This is a genomic window from Microbacterium sp. zg-Y818, from assembly GCF_030246905.1.
Lineage (GTDB): Bacteria > Actinomycetota > Actinomycetes > Actinomycetales > Microbacteriaceae > Microbacterium.
Map to the genome: position 1 here is coordinate 1,255,189 of NZ_CP126741.1, position 14,808 is coordinate 1,269,996.

At 70.6% G+C, this 14,808-nt stretch carries 11 protein-coding genes; all 11 read right to left on the reverse strand.

The window, feature by feature from the left end:
- Positions 1–57 precede the first annotated feature (57 nt).
- Positions 58–312, reverse strand: coding sequence for a DNA-directed RNA polymerase subunit omega (gene rpoZ / locus QNO21_RS05765; protein WP_257493587.1), 255 nt, complete (start codon positions 310–312; stop codon positions 58–60).
- A gap of 222 nt (positions 313–534) precedes the next feature.
- Complete coding sequence (gene gmk, locus QNO21_RS05770; protein WP_257518850.1) at positions 535–1,431, reverse strand: guanylate kinase; 897 nt, start codon at positions 1,429–1,431, stop codon at positions 535–537.
- Positions 1,424–2,272 carry an orotidine-5'-phosphate decarboxylase gene (gene pyrF, locus QNO21_RS05775; RefSeq protein ID WP_257518852.1) on the reverse strand — a complete coding sequence of 283 codons (849 nt, stop codon included), beginning with the start codon at positions 2,270–2,272 and terminating at the stop codon, positions 1,424–1,426. Before pyrF ends, gmk begins: the two co-directional genes overlap by 8 nt.
- On the reverse strand, positions 2,269–5,586 hold the full coding sequence (gene carB / locus QNO21_RS05780; RefSeq protein ID WP_257518853.1) for a carbamoyl-phosphate synthase large subunit: 3,318 nt from the start codon (positions 5,584–5,586) through the stop codon (positions 2,269–2,271). The genes pyrF and carB overlap by 4 nt, the downstream gene beginning before the upstream one ends.
- Entirely contained in the window at positions 5,579–6,727 is a 1,149-nt protein-coding gene (gene carA, locus QNO21_RS05785) for a glutamine-hydrolyzing carbamoyl-phosphate synthase small subunit (protein ID WP_257518946.1), read from the reverse strand. Before carA ends, carB begins: the two co-directional genes overlap by 8 nt.
- A 2-nt stretch (positions 6,728–6,729) precedes the next feature.
- Positions 6,730–7,254 (reverse strand): PH-like domain-containing protein, encoded by a 525-nt coding sequence (locus QNO21_RS05790; protein ID WP_257518855.1) that lies wholly within the window; start codon positions 7,252–7,254, stop codon positions 6,730–6,732.
- Entirely contained in the window at positions 7,251–8,573 is a 1,323-nt protein-coding gene (locus QNO21_RS05795; protein WP_257518856.1) for a dihydroorotase, read from the reverse strand. Before QNO21_RS05795 ends, QNO21_RS05790 begins: the two co-directional genes overlap by 4 nt.
- Positions 8,570–9,535: an aspartate carbamoyltransferase catalytic subunit gene (locus tag QNO21_RS05800; protein WP_257518857.1), complete on the reverse strand. Its 966-nt coding sequence runs from the start codon at positions 9,533–9,535 to the stop codon at positions 8,570–8,572. The genes QNO21_RS05795 and QNO21_RS05800 overlap by 4 nt, the downstream gene beginning before the upstream one ends.
- Positions 9,532–10,062 (reverse strand): bifunctional pyr operon transcriptional regulator/uracil phosphoribosyltransferase PyrR, encoded by a 531-nt coding sequence (gene pyrR / locus QNO21_RS05805; protein ID WP_257516764.1) that lies wholly within the window; start codon positions 10,060–10,062, stop codon positions 9,532–9,534. The genes QNO21_RS05800 and pyrR overlap by 4 nt, the downstream gene beginning before the upstream one ends.
- A gap of 97 nt (positions 10,063–10,159) precedes the next feature.
- Positions 10,160–11,734, reverse strand: a complete 1,575-nt coding sequence (locus QNO21_RS05810; RefSeq protein ID WP_257516763.1) for a Rieske 2Fe-2S domain-containing protein — start codon at positions 11,732–11,734, stop codon at positions 10,160–10,162.
- A gap of 82 nt (positions 11,735–11,816) precedes the next feature.
- Positions 11,817–14,789 (reverse strand): DEAD/DEAH box helicase, encoded by a 2,973-nt coding sequence (locus tag QNO21_RS05815; RefSeq protein ID WP_257518858.1) that lies wholly within the window; start codon positions 14,787–14,789, stop codon positions 11,817–11,819.
- Between the last annotated feature and the right edge of the window lie 19 nt (positions 14,790–14,808).

The following is a 14,808-nucleotide window of genomic DNA, read 5'->3' on the forward strand; positions in this document are numbered from 1 at the left end:
GCGGCGGACACGCTCGAAAGCGGGCCGCCGCACGGCGTCATCGGGTGTGTGTGAGGCTCAGTCGACGTGACGGAGGCGCAGCTTGTCCTCGTGGATCTCGTGCAGCGCGATGGTCAGCGGCTTGTCCTCGACCGTGGAGTCCACGAGCGGGCCGACGTTGTCGAAGAGGTTGCCCTCATGCAGGTCGGAGTAGTAGTCGTTGATCTGGCGCGCGCGCTTGGATGCGTAGATCACGAGCTGGTACTTGGAGTCGACCTTCTCCAGCAGTGCGTCGATGGGCGGGTCGATGATTCCCTGGTCGCGAGTGGCCATGCGGGACCTCCTGAGGTCGTGATCTTGATCGGGGAGAAAAAGTCTGGGCGCTCGGCGGGCCGAGGCATCCCCCCAGTCTACCTTGTCGCGCGGTGAGCCGTTCTGGGCGCGCCCCGGGCTCGCGCCGCGCGCGCGCTTCGGTGGTCGCAAAGGGCCCGCTGGGCGCGGCGAGAGGGCGCATATGCGACGACCGGACGCCGCGGGACACCCGCCCCCGCACCGTCAGTGCGCGATCTTCGCGACCTCCGCGGCGGCGTGCGCCACGTCGTCGTTGACCACGCGGTAGTCGAACTCGCCCTGCGCGGCGAGCTCCACCTTGGCGGTGCGCAGGCGCCGGGCGCGCTCCTCGTCGCCCTCGGTGCCCCGCCCGACCAGGCGCTGCACCAGCTCGTCCCAGCTCGGCGGCAGCAGGAAGACGAGCGTCGCACTCGGCTCGGCCGCACGCACCTGGCGGGCGCCCTGCAGGTCGATCTCCAGCAGCACGGTGCGCCCTTCGGCCAGCGCCGCGTCGATCGGCGCGCGGGGCGTGCCGTAGCGGTGGTGGTTGTGCACGGTGGCGTGCTCGAGCAGCTCGCCGTCGCGCACCAGCCGGTCGAACTCGGCGTCGTCGACGAAGAAGTAGTGCTCGCCCTCGACCTCGCCCGGTCGCGGCGCGCGCGTGGTCGCCGAGACGGACAGCATGATCTCGGGGTGGTGCTCCTTGATGTACGCGGCGACCGTCCCCTTGCCCACGGCCGTGGGGCCGGCCAGCACGATCAGCCGGCTGCGACCGTCACGGGCGGCCGGCTCCGGCCAGCGCTCGTCGAGAAAGCGCTGCAGCGCCACGCGCTGGCGCGTGCCGAGGCCGCCCAGGCGCTTGACGGGCGAGATGCCCAGCTGCTGCAGGATGCGGTCGCGCTTTCCCTCTCCGATCGCGGGGATCGACGTGAGGAACTCCGGCACCCGCATGGCGCCCGCCGGCGAGCCCGGCTCGGCAAGTGCGCGGCGCAGCAGCTCCTGCGGCGAGATCACGCGCGTGGCGACGTCGCGCTTGAGCGCCGCGCGCTCACGACGGGCGGCGACCGCACGGCGGGATGCCGCGGCGCGGTCGACCTCGGGAGGATGCTGTGCATCAACCATGTTCCACCTCCGGGTACAGCGCCGCGCGCTCAGCGATGCGCGCGGCCAGTGTCGTCGGACCCGCCGACAGGATGCTGCGACTCTCACTGGCGACGACCGGTGAGGCAAGGGCCCCCGCCAGCGCGACCAGATCCTCGGGCCGGGCGCCCTGGGCGCCGAAGCCGGGTGCCAGCACGGGGGCCGCTGGAGCCAGCGCGCCCGACAGCCCCGCCTGAGCGAGGTCGACGGTCGCGCCGATCACGAAGCCGACGCCGGAGGGCTCCCCTGCCGCGGCAGTGCGTGCGTTGAAGGCCGAGACCTCCTCCACCACGAGCGCGGCGACCGTCGCGGCGCGGTCGTCGTCGCGGGCGCCCTGCAGCCGGCGGGCTTCGGTGTTGCTGGTGGCGGCGAGCACGAACGCGCCCTTGCCGTGCTGCAGCGCGTACTCCAGCGTGCCGGTGAGCGCCCCCACCCCGAGATACGGGCTGAGGGTCACGGCGTCGGCCTCGAGTGGCGACCCGGGGGTCAGCCACGCGCGGGCGTAGGCGTCCATGGTCGTGCCGATGTCGCCGCGCTTGGCGTCGGCGATGACGACGAGCCCCGCCGCGCGCGCCGCCGCGAGCACGTCCTCAAGCGCCGCGAAGCCGGCGGACCCCCACCGCTCGAAGAACGACACCTGGGGCTTGACGATGCCGACGCGGCCGGCCGCGGCATCCACGACGCGCAGCCCGAACTCACGGGTGCCTGCCGCCGTCGAAGGCAGACCCCATTCGGCCAGCAGGTGCTCGTGCGGATCGATCCCGACGCAGAGAGGACCCCGCGTCGCGAGGGCCTCGCGCAGTCGCCCGCCGAACCCGGTCATCGTCCTCCTCGGGCGCCCCGGCTCGCGGCCAGATCTGCGGCGCGGTCGGCGGCGTACTCCTGCAGGCTCCGCACGCGGAAGCCCTCGCGCAGCACCGGCAGGGCGCTGACGGCGGCGCCGAGCACCGCCATGGTGGTGAACAGCGCCTTGTCGGCGGCCACGGCCGCGGCCCGGATCTCGTATCCGTCGGCACGGGAGATCCCGCCCGAGGGGGTGTTGACGATCATGTCGATCTCGCCCGCGTTGATGAGGTCGACGATGTTGGGCTCGCCGCTCTCGATCGTCGCGGAGTACTTCTGCACCACCGTGACGGCGATGCCGTTGCGCGCCAGGATCTCAGCCGTGCCCTCCGTCGCGGTGATGGTGTAGCCGAGCTCCTGCAGGCGGTGCGCGGGCAGGATCACGGCGCGCTTGTCGTCGTCGGCGACCGAGATGAAGACGGTCCCCTCCAGCGGCATGCCGCCGTACGCCGCCGCCTGGCTCTTGGCGAACGCCGTCGGGAAGTCGCGGTCGATGCCCATGACCTCACCGGTGGAGCGCATCTCCGGGCCGAGCACGGAGTCGACCATGCGGCCGTCCTTGGTGCGGAAGCGCTTGAACGGCAGCACCGCCTCCTTGACGGCGATGGGGGCATCCAGCGGCACGCGGGAGCCGTCCTGCTCGGGCAGCATCCCCTCGGCGATGAGCCCGGCGATGGGGGTGCCTGCCATGATGCGGGCGGCCGCCTTGGCCAGGGGGATGCCGAGCGCCTTGGACACGAACGGCACCGTGCGGCTGGCGCGGGGGTTCGCCTCGATGACGTAGAGCACGCCCGCGCTGACGGCGAACTGCACGTTCAGCAGTCCGCGCACGCCCACGCCCTCGGCGATCGATCGCGTCGCCTCGCGCACCCGGTCGATCTCGCCCCGGCCGAGCGACATCGGCGGCAGCGTGCAGCTGGAGTCGCCCGAGTGGATGCCGGCTTCTTCGAGGTGCTCCATGACGCCGCCGATGTACAGGTCGGTGCCGTCGTACAGCGCGTCGACGTCGATCTCCACCGCGTCGTCGAGGAACCGGTCCACCAGCAGCGGCATGCCGGGTCCGATGATGGCCTGGTCGGCGATGCGCACGAAGTAGTCGCGCAGGCTGGGGGTGTCGTAGACGATCTCCATGCCGCGGCCGCCGAGCACGAAGCTCGGTCGCACGAGCACCGGGTAGCCGATGCCCTCCGCGATCGCCACGGCGCCGTCGACGTCGATCGCGGTGCCGCTGCGCGGAGCCACGAGCCCGGCCTCATCGAGCAGGCGCGAGAACAGTTCACGCTCCTCGGCGAGGTCGATGGCTTCGGGCTGCGTGCCGAGGATGGTGTAGCCGGCCGCTTCGATGCCCTTGGCAAGACCCAGCGGGGTCTGGCCGCCCATCTGGCAGATGACACCGAGGATGGTGCCGGACTGGGCCTCGGCGTGCAGCACCTCGAGGACGTCCTCGAGGGTCAGCGGCTCGAAGTACAGGCGGTCGCTGGTGTCGTAGTCGGTCGACACGGTCTCGGGATTGCAGTTGACCATGATCGTCTCGTAGCCCGCGTCCGACAGGGCGAACGAGGCGTGCACGCACGAGTAGTCGAACTCCACCCCCTGGCCGATGCGGTTGGGTCCCGAGCCGATGATGACGACCTTGGTGCGCTCGGACGGGGTGATCTCGGTCTCGGCGTCGTAGCTGGAGTAGTGGTACGGCGTGAGCGCGGGGAACTCCCCCGCGCACGTGTCGACGGTCTTGTACACCGGGCGGATCGACAGTGCGTGACGGATGCCGCGCACCTCGGCCTCGGTGATGCCGCGCAGCTGCGCGATCTGCGCGTCGCTGAAGCCGTGCTCCTTGGCGGTGCGGAGGGTGTCGGCATCCAGTTCACCCGCGGTGCGGACGAACTCGGCCACCTCGTTGATGAGGGCGATCTGGTCGAGGAACCACGGGTCGATCTTGGTGGCTTCGAACGCCTGCTCGATGCTCGCGCCCTTGCGCATGGCCTGCTGCAGCACGACGATGCGGCCGTCGGTGGGGGTCTTCGCTACCTCGAGCAGCTCGTCGACGGAGCGCTCCTCGTCGCCCCAGTGGAAGCTGGAGCCGCGCTTCTCGAGGGAGCGCAGCGCCTTCTGCAGCGCGGTGGCGTAGTTGCGCCCGATCGCCATCGCCTCGCCGACCGACTTCATGGTGGTGGTGAGGGTGACATCCGCCGCGGGGAACTTCTCGAAGTTGAACCGCGGCACCTTCACCACGACGTAGTCCAGCGTCGGCTCGAAGCTGGCCGGCGTCACCTTGGTGATGTCGTTGGGGATCTCGTCGAGGCGGTAGCCGATGGCGAGCTTCGCGGCGATCTTGGCGATCGGGAACCCGGTCGCCTTCGAGGCCAGCGCCGACGAGCGCGAGACGCGCGGGTTCATCTCGATGACGATGATGCGCCCAGTGGCGGGGTCGACGGCGAACTGGATGTTGCAGCCGCCGGTGTCCACGCCCACGGCGCGGATGATGTCGATGCCGATGTCGCGCATCTTCTGGTACTCACGGTCGGTGAGGGTCAGCGCCGGGGCGACGGTGATGGAGTCGCCGGTGTGCACGCCCACGGGGTCGACGTTCTCGATGGAGCAGACGACGACCGTGTTGTCGGCGGTGTCGCGCATGAGCTCGAGCTCGTATTCCTTCCAGCCGAGGATCGACTCCTCCAGCAGCACCTCGCTCGTGGGCGAGTCGTGCAGGCCTGCACCGGCGATGCGACGGAGGTCGCGCTCGTCATAGGCGAATCCGGACCCGAGGCCCCCCATCGTGAACGAGGGACGCACCACGAGCGGGTAGCCGAGCTCGTCGGCGGCGGCGAGCACCTCGTCCATCGTGTGGGCGATGCGCGAGGCTGCGACTTCGGCGCCGGCGTCGATCACCAGCTGCTTGAAGATCTGGCGGTCCTCGCCCTTCTCGATCGCTTCGACCTTGGCTCCGATGAGCTCCACGCCGTACTTGTCGAGGATGCCGGCCTTGTCCAGCGCCATCGCGGCGTTCAGCGCCGTCTGGCCACCGAGGGTCGGCAGGATCGCGTCGGGCTTCTCCTTGGCGATGATCGTCTCGATCACCTCCGGGGTGATCGGCTCGATGTAGGTCGCATCGGCGAAGTCCGGGTCGGTCATGATCGTGGCCGGGTTCGGGTTCACCAGGATGACGCGCACGCCCTCCTCGCGCAGCACGCGGCAGGCCTGCGTGCCGGAGTAGTCGAACTCGGCGGCCTGCCCGATGACGATCGGGCCGGATCCGATGACGAGGACGGAGTTGATGTCGTCGCGCTTAGGCATTCTTCGTGGTCTCCAGGTTCGCGAGCACGAGGTCGCGGAAGCGGTCGAACAGGTAGTTGGCGTCGTGCGGGCCGGCGGCGGCCTCGGGGTGGTACTGCACCGAGAACGCCGGAAGGTCCAGGGCACGCAGGCCCTCGACGACGTTGTCGTTGAGTCCTACGTGGCTCACCTCGACCCGGCCGTAGCCGGCGGGGCTGTCGGTGACGCCCTCGATCGGTGCATCCACGGCGAACCCGTGGTTGTGCGCCGTGATCTCCACGCGCCCCGTCTGCTTGTCGAGCACCGGCTGGTTGATGCCGCGGTGGCCGAACGGCAGCTTGTAGGTGCCGAAGCCGAGAGCGCGCCCCAGCAGCTGGTTGCCGAAGCAGATGCCGAAGAAAGGCAGCTTCTCATCGAGCACCGAGCGCAGCAGTACGACGTGATCGTCGGATGCCGCGGGGTCGCCGGGGCCGTTGGAGTAGAACACCCCCACCGGGTCGATGGCGCGGATCTGGTCGATCGTGACGTCCTGCGGCAGCACGTGCACCTCGAACCCGCGCGCGGCGAGATTGGCCACCGTCGCCTGCTTCACGCCGAGGTCGAGCACCGCGACGGCGCCGATGCGCTCGCCGACGGCCGGCGTCACCTGGGGAGCCGAGACGGAAACCTCGGCCGACAGGTTCTGTCCCGCCATGGTGGGCGCCTCGCGCACGATGCGCAGCTGCTCCTCAGGATCGATGTCTGCGGCGTCGCCGCTGAAGATGCCTCCGCGCATGCTGCCGGCGGAGCGGATGTGGCGGGTGACGGCGCGGGTGTCGATGCCGCTGATGCCGACGATGCCGTCGGCGACCAGTGCCTCGTCGAGCGTGCTGTCCGCGCGCCAGTTGGACACGACCCGTGAGGGGTCGCGCACGATGTAGCCGGCGACCCAGATGCGTCGGGATTCGGGGTCCTCGTCGTTCATGCCGGTGTTGCCGATGTGCGGCGCGGTCTGCAGCACGATCTGACCGGCATAGGACGGATCGGTGATGGTCTCCTGGTAGCCGGTCATGCCGGTGGCGAAGACCACTTCGCCGAGGGTCGTGCCGCGGGCGCCGTAGGCGCGTCCGGTGTGGCGTGTACCGTCTTCGAGGACGAGGACGGCGGGTTCACGGGTGAACAAGGTCACGCGGGGTCTCCTGTCGTGGGAGCGGGGTCGGATATCTGCCGCAGCGCGTCGACGAGCGCGCGCGCGGAGGTCTCCTGGGGTCGGAAGTAGGAGTCGACGACGATGGCGTCGCCCTCGGCGGTGGGGATCTGCCAGTCCAGGCGCGCCAGACCGTCGCGCTCGACGACGCGGTCGATCGTGACGGTGGCCTGCGCGACGCCGTCGATACGGCTGCGGCCGATGAACAGGCGCGGCTGGCCCACCAGGTCCAGCGCCACACCGGCATCCGTCACCGTGACGTCGGCCCGCGAACGGAAGCCGAGGCCGCGGATGGCGAGCCGCTCGAGCGGTTCCCCGTGGCGGGTCGTGGCGACGTACAGCACCGGGAAGACGCCGATCACGGCGGCGCCGGTGGGTATCTCGCCCACGGGAGCGGCGAAGCCGGCGTCGCGGCGGGTGCGTCGGCGCCAGCCCCAGGCGACCAGGCACAGGAGGCCGATCGCCACGGCGACGACGATCAGCAGTGCTGTCTCGCGGGTCATGCCCACACCTCCGTTATCTCACGCAGCGCCCCGTCGGCGACCGTCGCGCGGCCGCGGTGCAGCGTCCACCGCACCTCACCGGGAAGCTCCCGGCCGAGGTAGGGCGAGTTCACACTGCGTCCGCGCAGGTCATCGCGGCCGAAGGTGCGCACCGGCGCCGGGTCGTAGAGCGTCAGCGAGGCGGCCTCGCCGGCCGCGAGCGGCGCGCCGTGACCGGCCAGGCGCCCGATGCGGGCCGGGGTGGTCGACATGACGCGCGCGACGTCGTCCCAGCCCAGCAGGCCGGTGTCGACCATCGCCTGCTGCACGACGCGCAAGGCGCTTTCGAGCCCCACCATGCCGTTGGCCGCCGCCGGCCATTCGCAGGCCTTGGCCTCGGCGGGGTGCGGGGCGTGGTCGGTCGCGACGATGTCGATGGTGCCGTCGGCCAGGCCTTCGCGCACCGCCTGCACGTCCTCGGCGCGCCGCAGCGGCGGGTTGACCTTGAAGCGGGCGTCGTAGCCGCGCACGAGCTCCTCGTCCAGCAGCAGGTGGTGGGGGGTGACTTCGGCGGTGACGGCGATGCCGCGCTTCTTCGCCCAGCGGATGATGTCCACCGACCCCGCCGTCGACAGGTGGCAGACGTGCAGGCGGGAGCCGACGTGCTCGGCCAGCAGCACATCGCGGGCGATGATCGACTCCTCGGCGACGGCGGGCCAGCCCGCGAGTCCCAGCTCGGCCGAGACGGTGCCCTCGTTCATCTGGGCGCCGTCGGTCAGCCGCGGGTCCTGCGCGTGCTGCGCGATGACGCCGTCGAAGGCCTTCACGTACTCCAGTGCCCGCCGCATGATGAGCGGGTCCCAGACGCAGAACCCGTCGTCGCTGAAGACGCGCACCTGCGCGCGGGACGATGCCATCGCCCCCAGCTCCGCGAGCCGTTCGCCCTTCTGCCCGACCGTCACCGCGCCGATGGGCTGCACCGTGACGTAGCCGGCGGCCTCGCCGAGGGCCAGCTCCTGCTCGACGACGCCGGCGGTGTCGGCGACGGGCGAGGTGTTGGGCATGGCGAAGACCGCCGTGTAGCCGCCGGCGGCGGCGGCACGCGAGCCGGTGAGGATCGTCTCGGATGCCTCGTAGCCGGGCTCGCGCAGGTGCGTGTGCAGGTCGACCAGCCCCGGAAGGGCTACCAGCCCGTCGGCGTCGATCACGGTGGCGCCGGCTCGGCTGAGACCGGTGCCCACCTCGGCGATGCGCCCGTCGGCGATCAGGAGGTCGGCGGTGCGGTCAGCGCCTGCCCCGTCGTGGATGCGTGCGCCGCGGATGAGGAGAGTCTCGCTCATCGTCCGTCCTCTCCTGCTCGTGCGCGCTCCCCCGCCAGCAGCAGGTAAAGGGCGGCCATCCGCACGGACACGCCGTTCGTCACCTGTTCGAGCACGGTCGAGCGGGACGAATCGGCGGCGTCGGCGGAGATCTCCAGACCCCGGTTCATCGGACCGGGGTGCATGACAATGCTATCGGGCGCGAGACGGCCCAGACGCCCGGCGTCCAGCCCCCACCTTCGGGAATACTCCCGTTCAGTCGGGAAATAGGCCGCGCCCATGCGTTCCAGCTGAATCCGCAGCATCATCAGCGCGTCCACGCCCTCGTCCAGCGCCTCGTCCAGGTCGTACCGCACGTGCACCGGCCACGCCGAGACGTCCTGCGGCACCAGGGTCGGCGGCGCCACCAGCGTCACCCGGGCTCCCAGGGTGGTCAGCAGCCACACGTTGGAGCGGGCGACGCGGGAGTGCAGGATGTCGCCGACGATCACGACGCGCAGCCCCTTGAGGTCGCGTCCGCGGCTGTCGCCGGCGAAGAAGCGCTTGCGGATCGTGAAGGCGTCCAGGAGAGCCTGCGTGGGATGCTCGTGGGTTCCGTCGCCGGCGTTGACGACCCCGGCGGTGATCCAGCCGCTCGTGGCGAGGGTCTGCGGGGCACCGGAGGCGCCGTGGCGGATGACGACGGCATCCGCCCCCATCGCCTGCAGAGTCTGGGCGGTGTCCTGGAGCGATTCGCCCTTCGACACCGACGAGCCCTTGGCCGAGAAGTTGATGACGTCGGCCGAGAGGCGCTTGGCGGCTGCCTCGAACGAGATGCGGGTGCGGGTGGAGTCCTCGAAGAACAGGTTCACCACCGTCTTGCCGCGCAGGGTCGGCAACTTCTTGACCTCACGCTGCTGCGTGTCGGCCATGTCCTCGGCGACGTCGAGGATCTGCAGCGCGTGGGCGCGGCTGAGGGTGCGGGTGTCCAGCAGGTGCCTCATGAGCCGATCGTCACCTCCTCGATGCCGTCGACTTCGGCCAGGCGCACGTTGACCCGCTCGTCGCGGGCGCTGGGGAGGTTCTTGCCCACGAAGTCCGGCCGGATCGGCAGCTCGCGGTGGCCGCGGTCGACGAGGATCGCCAGGCGCACGGCGGCGGGGCGGCCGATGTCCTGGAGGGCGTCCAGAGCGGCGCGGATGCTGCGCCCCGAGAACAGCACGTCGTCCACGAGCACCACGGTCTTGCCGTCGATGCCGCCGGCGGGAATGGCGGTGGGGTGCGGCGCCCGCGTGGGGTTCCGGTGCAGGTCGTCACGGTACATCGTGACGTCCAGCGCGCCGACGGGAATGCTGTGGCCGGAGAACTCACTGACGAGAGCGCCGATGCGTTCGGCGAGAGTGACGCCGCGGGTCGGGATCCCGAGGATCACCAGGCCGTCGGACCCCCGGTTGGACTCGAGGATCTCGTGCGAGATCCGGGTCAGTGCTCGGGCGATGTCGGCGTCGTGCAGCACGGTGCGCGTGCTCATCCGCCGCTCCCTTCTCCGCCTCACAGGACGGTGTTAAAGGTTGCTGGGTGTGCCCGGCCAGCCTATCGGCCCGCAGGCCGAGTCGACGACGACGCGCTCAGGCGGCGGGGCTGGCGGCGGCCCGGTGCAGTTCGTCCTCGACCTGGCTGGCGCGGATCGGGTGCCCGAGGGTCGACAGGCACTTGCCCGTCTTCAGGTCCCACTTCCAGTCGTGGAGCGAGCAGGTGAGCACGTCGCCCTCGATCTTGCCGGTCTTGGACAGGTCGGCGCGCAGGTGCGGGCAGCGGCGCTGCACGACCCAGTCGTCGAGCTGGATGTCCTCGGAGACGTCGGACTGCTCGGCGTACCAGTTCTCGACGTACTCGATGCGGTCGCGCGAGAGGCACTTGAAGAACGTGTAGATGAACTCGTTGAACTTGCCCACGCGGCCGGCCTGGAACTGCATCGACAGGAAGATCGAGTTCGACCAGTCGATCTCGTGCTCGGCGATGTTGGTGGAGACGAGGTCGGCGGGGATGGTGAACCAGTAGTTGGTCTCCTCCCCCGCGTACTCGCGCACCTTGGCCTTGGGGAAGTCGATGCAGAGGTCGAGCTCGCCGATCGTCATGCGCACCGGTCCCCCGACGCCCTCGCGGAAGATGCGGCCGCGACGCAGCAGCGGCTCCCACCAGGCCTTGAGTTCGGCGAGCATCTCGGCAGGCGGCAGCACCGGCGCACGAGAGGCCTCTTCGGCGCGGATCTCGTCCTGCCGGCTGGCGCGCTGCTCCTCGAGGTAGGACCACTTGTCGGAGAAGATGCGCTCGATCTCGGCCTCGGAGTACAGCGTCTGCTCGACCGTCTGCTCGCCGCCCTCGATGGTGACGACGGTGCCGGGGATGAAGACGTGCCCGTCGTACTTCGGAGCCTCTTGCTTCATACGGGCGAGGAACTGGGCCTGGTCGGTGAAGATCGAATCGTTCTCTTGGCCGAGGCCGTTGTAGCGGAACAGCTCGTCACGCAGGAACATCGGCGGCCCGGCCATGGGGTACACGTGGGGCGCGTCGACCTTCTCGATGTAGAACATCGCCCGCTTGTGCTGGGCCTCGCGCTTGAGGTGGGCGAAGTTGACCTTCGCCTCGTCGGGGAGGTCGTAGACCATGGGCCACCAGATGGCTCCGGAGAACTGCGTGAAGTAGGCCTCGGGCTTGCCGAAGCTCAGCAGCTTCTCGAGATCCAGCGGGTGCGAGTCGTTCTGGTTGAGGATCGACGCGGTGCCGTCGTCGACCGAGAGCGACGAGTCGCCGATCGGGCCGTCGCTGGGCGCACGCAGCGGCGTGATCATGATCCGCAGCGGCCCGCGCTCGATGATCTCCCCCGCCTGGGTGTAGGTGATGTTGTCGTAGCCGAGCCCTCGCAGATCCCGCTCGAGATCATCGGTCGGGTAGTCCGGAAGCAGCACCTCGATGTCCTTGCGGACGTACTTCTCCAGCATCCACGGATCGAAGTGATCGCGGTGGCGGTGCGAGATGTACAGGAAGTCGGCGTTGCCGAAGCGTTCCCAGTCCAGGGCGCGGTTGTCGGGGAAGACGAACCACGAACCGTAGAACGACGACTTGATCACCGGGTCGCAGAGGATGGTGCCTCCCGCCGTTTCGATGAACATGCCGGCGTGGCCGAGCCCCGTGATACGCATGGATTCCTCCCGTGTCGAACAGTTCCAAAGTCTACGGCGTGCCCTCGGAAGGGGCGGGCCGCTACGCCGTGACAAACGCGTCTCAGGGCTCGAACAGCCCCCGGATGTCGTCGGCGTCGAGCTCGTGCGAGAACAGGTCGTCATCGTCGAGGACCGACTGGAACAGGCGCGCCTTGCGCTCCTGCAGGGCCATCACCTTCTGCTCGATCGTGCCCTCGGCCACCAGGCGGTACACGTTCACCGGGCGCGTCTGCCCGATGCGGTGCGTGCGGTCGACGGCTTGGGACTCGGCTGCGGGGTTCCACCACGGGTCGAGCAGGAAGACGTAGTCCGCCTCGGTGAGCGTCAACCCGAAACCGCCGGCCTTCAGGCTGATGAGGAAGACCGGCGCGTCGCCGTCGCGGAACCCCGCGACGACGTCCTGCCGGCGACGGGTGGACCCGTCCAGCCGGACGTACGGGATGCCGGCGGATTCCAGCCTGCGCTGTGCCAGATCGAGGAACGAGGTGAACTGACTGAAGACCAGTGCGCGGTGCCCCTCTGCGGCGAGCTCGGTGAGGTGCTCGACGAGGGCGTCGAGCTTGGCGGAGCCTATGCGGGTGTGACGGCCGTCGATGAGGGCGGGCGACAGGCTCAGCATGCGCAGGAGCGTCAGCGAGCGGAAGACGATGAAGCGGTTGCGGTCCAGGTCCTGAAGCAGCCCGAGCACCTTCTGACGCTCGCGCTGCAGCACCGTGTCGTACAGCGCTCGGTGGTCGTCACCCAGGCGCACGCGCAGCTCCTGCTCCTGCTTGGGTGGCAGGTCGGGGGCGACCAGGTCTTTCGTGCGGCGGAGGACGAAGGGACGGATGCGACGGCGCAGCCGGTCGAGCCTGCGTGCGCGATACGGGGCGCCCTCGGCGTTCTCCGGGGTCTTGCCCTGCTCGATGGGCTTGATGTACTCCGTGCGGAAGCGCTGCCCCGAGGGGAAGAGGCCGGGGGATGTCAGCGACAGCAGGGCGTGGAGGTCACCGAGGCTGTTCTCCAGCGGCGTGCCGGTGATGGCGAAGGTGACGTCGGCGCGCAGGGTGCGCACGGCGCGATGCAGCTTCGTCGCCGGGTTCTTGACGAACTGCGCCTCGTCGAGGATGAGCCCCGCCCATTCCACTGCGCCGTACTCGCCTTCATCCAGTCGCAGCAGCGTGTACGACGTCACGACGACGTCCGCGCCCGCCGCGAGGGAGGCGACGTCCGCGTCGCGCTTGACGGCGCTGGCGTCGATCGTCCGCACGACGAGCCCGGGCACGAACCGCTCGGCCTCGCTCGGCCAGGTGGCCAGCACCGACGTGGGCGCGACCACCAGGAACGGTCGTCGCTCGCCGGTCTCCCGGGTGTGCGCGATCAGCGCGAGGGTCTGCAGCGTCTTGCCGAGCCCCATGTCGTCGGCCAGGATGCCGCCCAGGCGCTGCCGCCAGAGGAAGGCGAGCCAGTCGAAGCCGGCCTGCTGATAGGGGCGCAGCTGGGCCTGCAGCGCGTACGGCACCGGGGTGGGCTCCACGCCGCCCCGGCCGCGCAGGCCCTCGACGGCCGCGCGCCACGTCACGGCCGGCTCTGCCTGATCGGCGAGGTCCTCGAAGTCGGACCAGAGGGCGCTCTGGTAGCGGCTGATGCGGGCGCCTGTCTCCCACTCGTCGAGCTCGGCGGCCTCGTCCACGAGCTCGCGCAGGCGGTCAAGCGCCGGGTGCGCGAGGGAGAAGTAGCCGCCGTCACTCAGCAGCATCTTGCTGCGGCGCAGGGTGAGGGCGCGAAGGAGCGGCGCGAACGGGATGCGGCGTCCGTCGATCGTGACCAGGATGCCGAGCTCGAACCAGTCGGCGTCGGTGGTCTCGACCGTGGTGACGGTGATCTCGGGGATGCCGGTGAGCTCCCGGTAGGTGCGGCGCACGCCGGTCACCTCGACCTCGACGCCCTCCAGCTGCTCGAGGCGCGGCAGTACGGCGTGTGTGAACTGCGCGGCATCCGCTCCGGTGAACGCTTCGGCGAACGCGCTGCCGGGGGCGAACGGCAGATCGCAGGCGCTGCTCCACACGTCTTCGACGGCCTGGCGTGTGGCGGATTCGAAGGCGCCGTCGCGGTCGGCGGCGGCCGGTGCCGTGAACGGCACGGGCGGCATGCCCGCGTAGTGCCACGACCAGGCGAGGTCCACCCTGTCGCCGGGGGCGAACGCCACGGCCAGGTGCAGTCTCGGCGGGGCCGCCGGCGGCGCCGTCACCCCGGCGCCCAGCGTGACCGGGGTATGGCGCGAGAGTCGGGGCAGGTGATCGCGCAGGAATTCGTCGGTCTCGTCGGGTGGCACGACGACCGGCGCGTGCGCGCGCAGCACCGCCCGGACGGGCTCGGGGACCGCTGCGGCGGCCAGGGTCACGTCGATGCGCTCGCCGGAGGCCGCGAAGCGGTAGAGCCCGACCGTGCCGAGGGGGCGCACCTCGGCCGGGCCGACATCGTCGCCGTCGATGGTGACGTGGGCGACGAGGGCGAGGCCCTCGCCGGCGCGCTCGGCCCGCAGCGAAGCGGAGGCGCTCCGGGCGAGCGTCACCTTCTGCTGCGGTTTTGTGGAGCGCAGCGGAATCCCGAGCGCCGCGGCATCCCCCAGATGCCCCCAGAGCAGCCCGGATTCGACGTCGTCCACCAGCAGCCATTCGGAGCCGTCGGGCAGGGTGCCCAGCGTGCGGGCGTCGCGGACGATGCTGTACAGCTCGACGAACCACCGCGCCTGGGCCGGGTCGTAACCGTGGCCGGGGCGGCGCAGCGCGTCCCACGAGGCGCGTCCCTTGATCCAGGTGTCCGACCGCTCGCTGCGCACGAGCGGCCGCAGACCCACTGCGACGTCGGCGCCGAACGTGTGCAGGTCGCGCGGGGTCGCCGTCTGCCAGCGGGGGGCGCTCCACGGCGAACCGTCGCGGCGGGCGCGCTGGCGAAGTTCGACGCCGAGCGCGAGTGGCGGTGCCGCACCGACACCGGCGGGCGTCGCGAGCAGAGCGCGCCAATCGAGCCGGGTCGGGTCCACGGGTTTCATTCTCCCCGCGTGCGCCGAC

Bases quoted from the DNA above. Each gene is read 5' to 3' on its own strand.
- QNO21_RS05795 (WP_257518856.1), bottom strand. From the start codon at position 8,573: ATGAGCGAGACTCTCCTCATCCGCGGCGCACGCATCCACGACGGGGCA.
- QNO21_RS05800 (WP_257518857.1), bottom strand. From the start codon at position 9,535: ATGAGGCACCTGCTGGACACCCGCACCCTCAGCCGCGCCCACGCGCTG.
- QNO21_RS05810 (WP_257516763.1), bottom strand. From the start codon at position 11,734: ATGCGTATCACGGGGCTCGGCCACGCCGGCATGTTCATCGAAACGGCG.
- rpoZ (WP_257493587.1), bottom strand. From the start codon at position 312: ATGGCCACTCGCGACCAGGGAATCATCGACCCGCCCATCGACGCACTG.
- pyrF (WP_257518852.1), bottom strand. From the start codon at position 2,272: ATGACCGGGTTCGGCGGGCGACTGCGCGAGGCCCTCGCGACGCGGGGT.
- pyrR (WP_257516764.1), bottom strand. From the start codon at position 10,062: ATGAGCACGCGCACCGTGCTGCACGACGCCGACATCGCCCGAGCACTG.
- QNO21_RS05815 (WP_257518858.1), bottom strand. From the start codon at position 14,789: ATGAAACCCGTGGACCCGACCCGGCTCGATTGGCGCGCTCTGCTCGCG.
- QNO21_RS05790 (WP_257518855.1), bottom strand. From the start codon at position 7,254: ATGACCCGCGAGACAGCACTGCTGATCGTCGTCGCCGTGGCGATCGGC.
- gmk (WP_257518850.1), bottom strand. From the start codon at position 1,431: ATGGTTGATGCACAGCATCCTCCCGAGGTCGACCGCGCCGCGGCATCC.
- carB (WP_257518853.1), bottom strand. From the start codon at position 5,586: ATGCCTAAGCGCGACGACATCAACTCCGTCCTCGTCATCGGATCCGGC.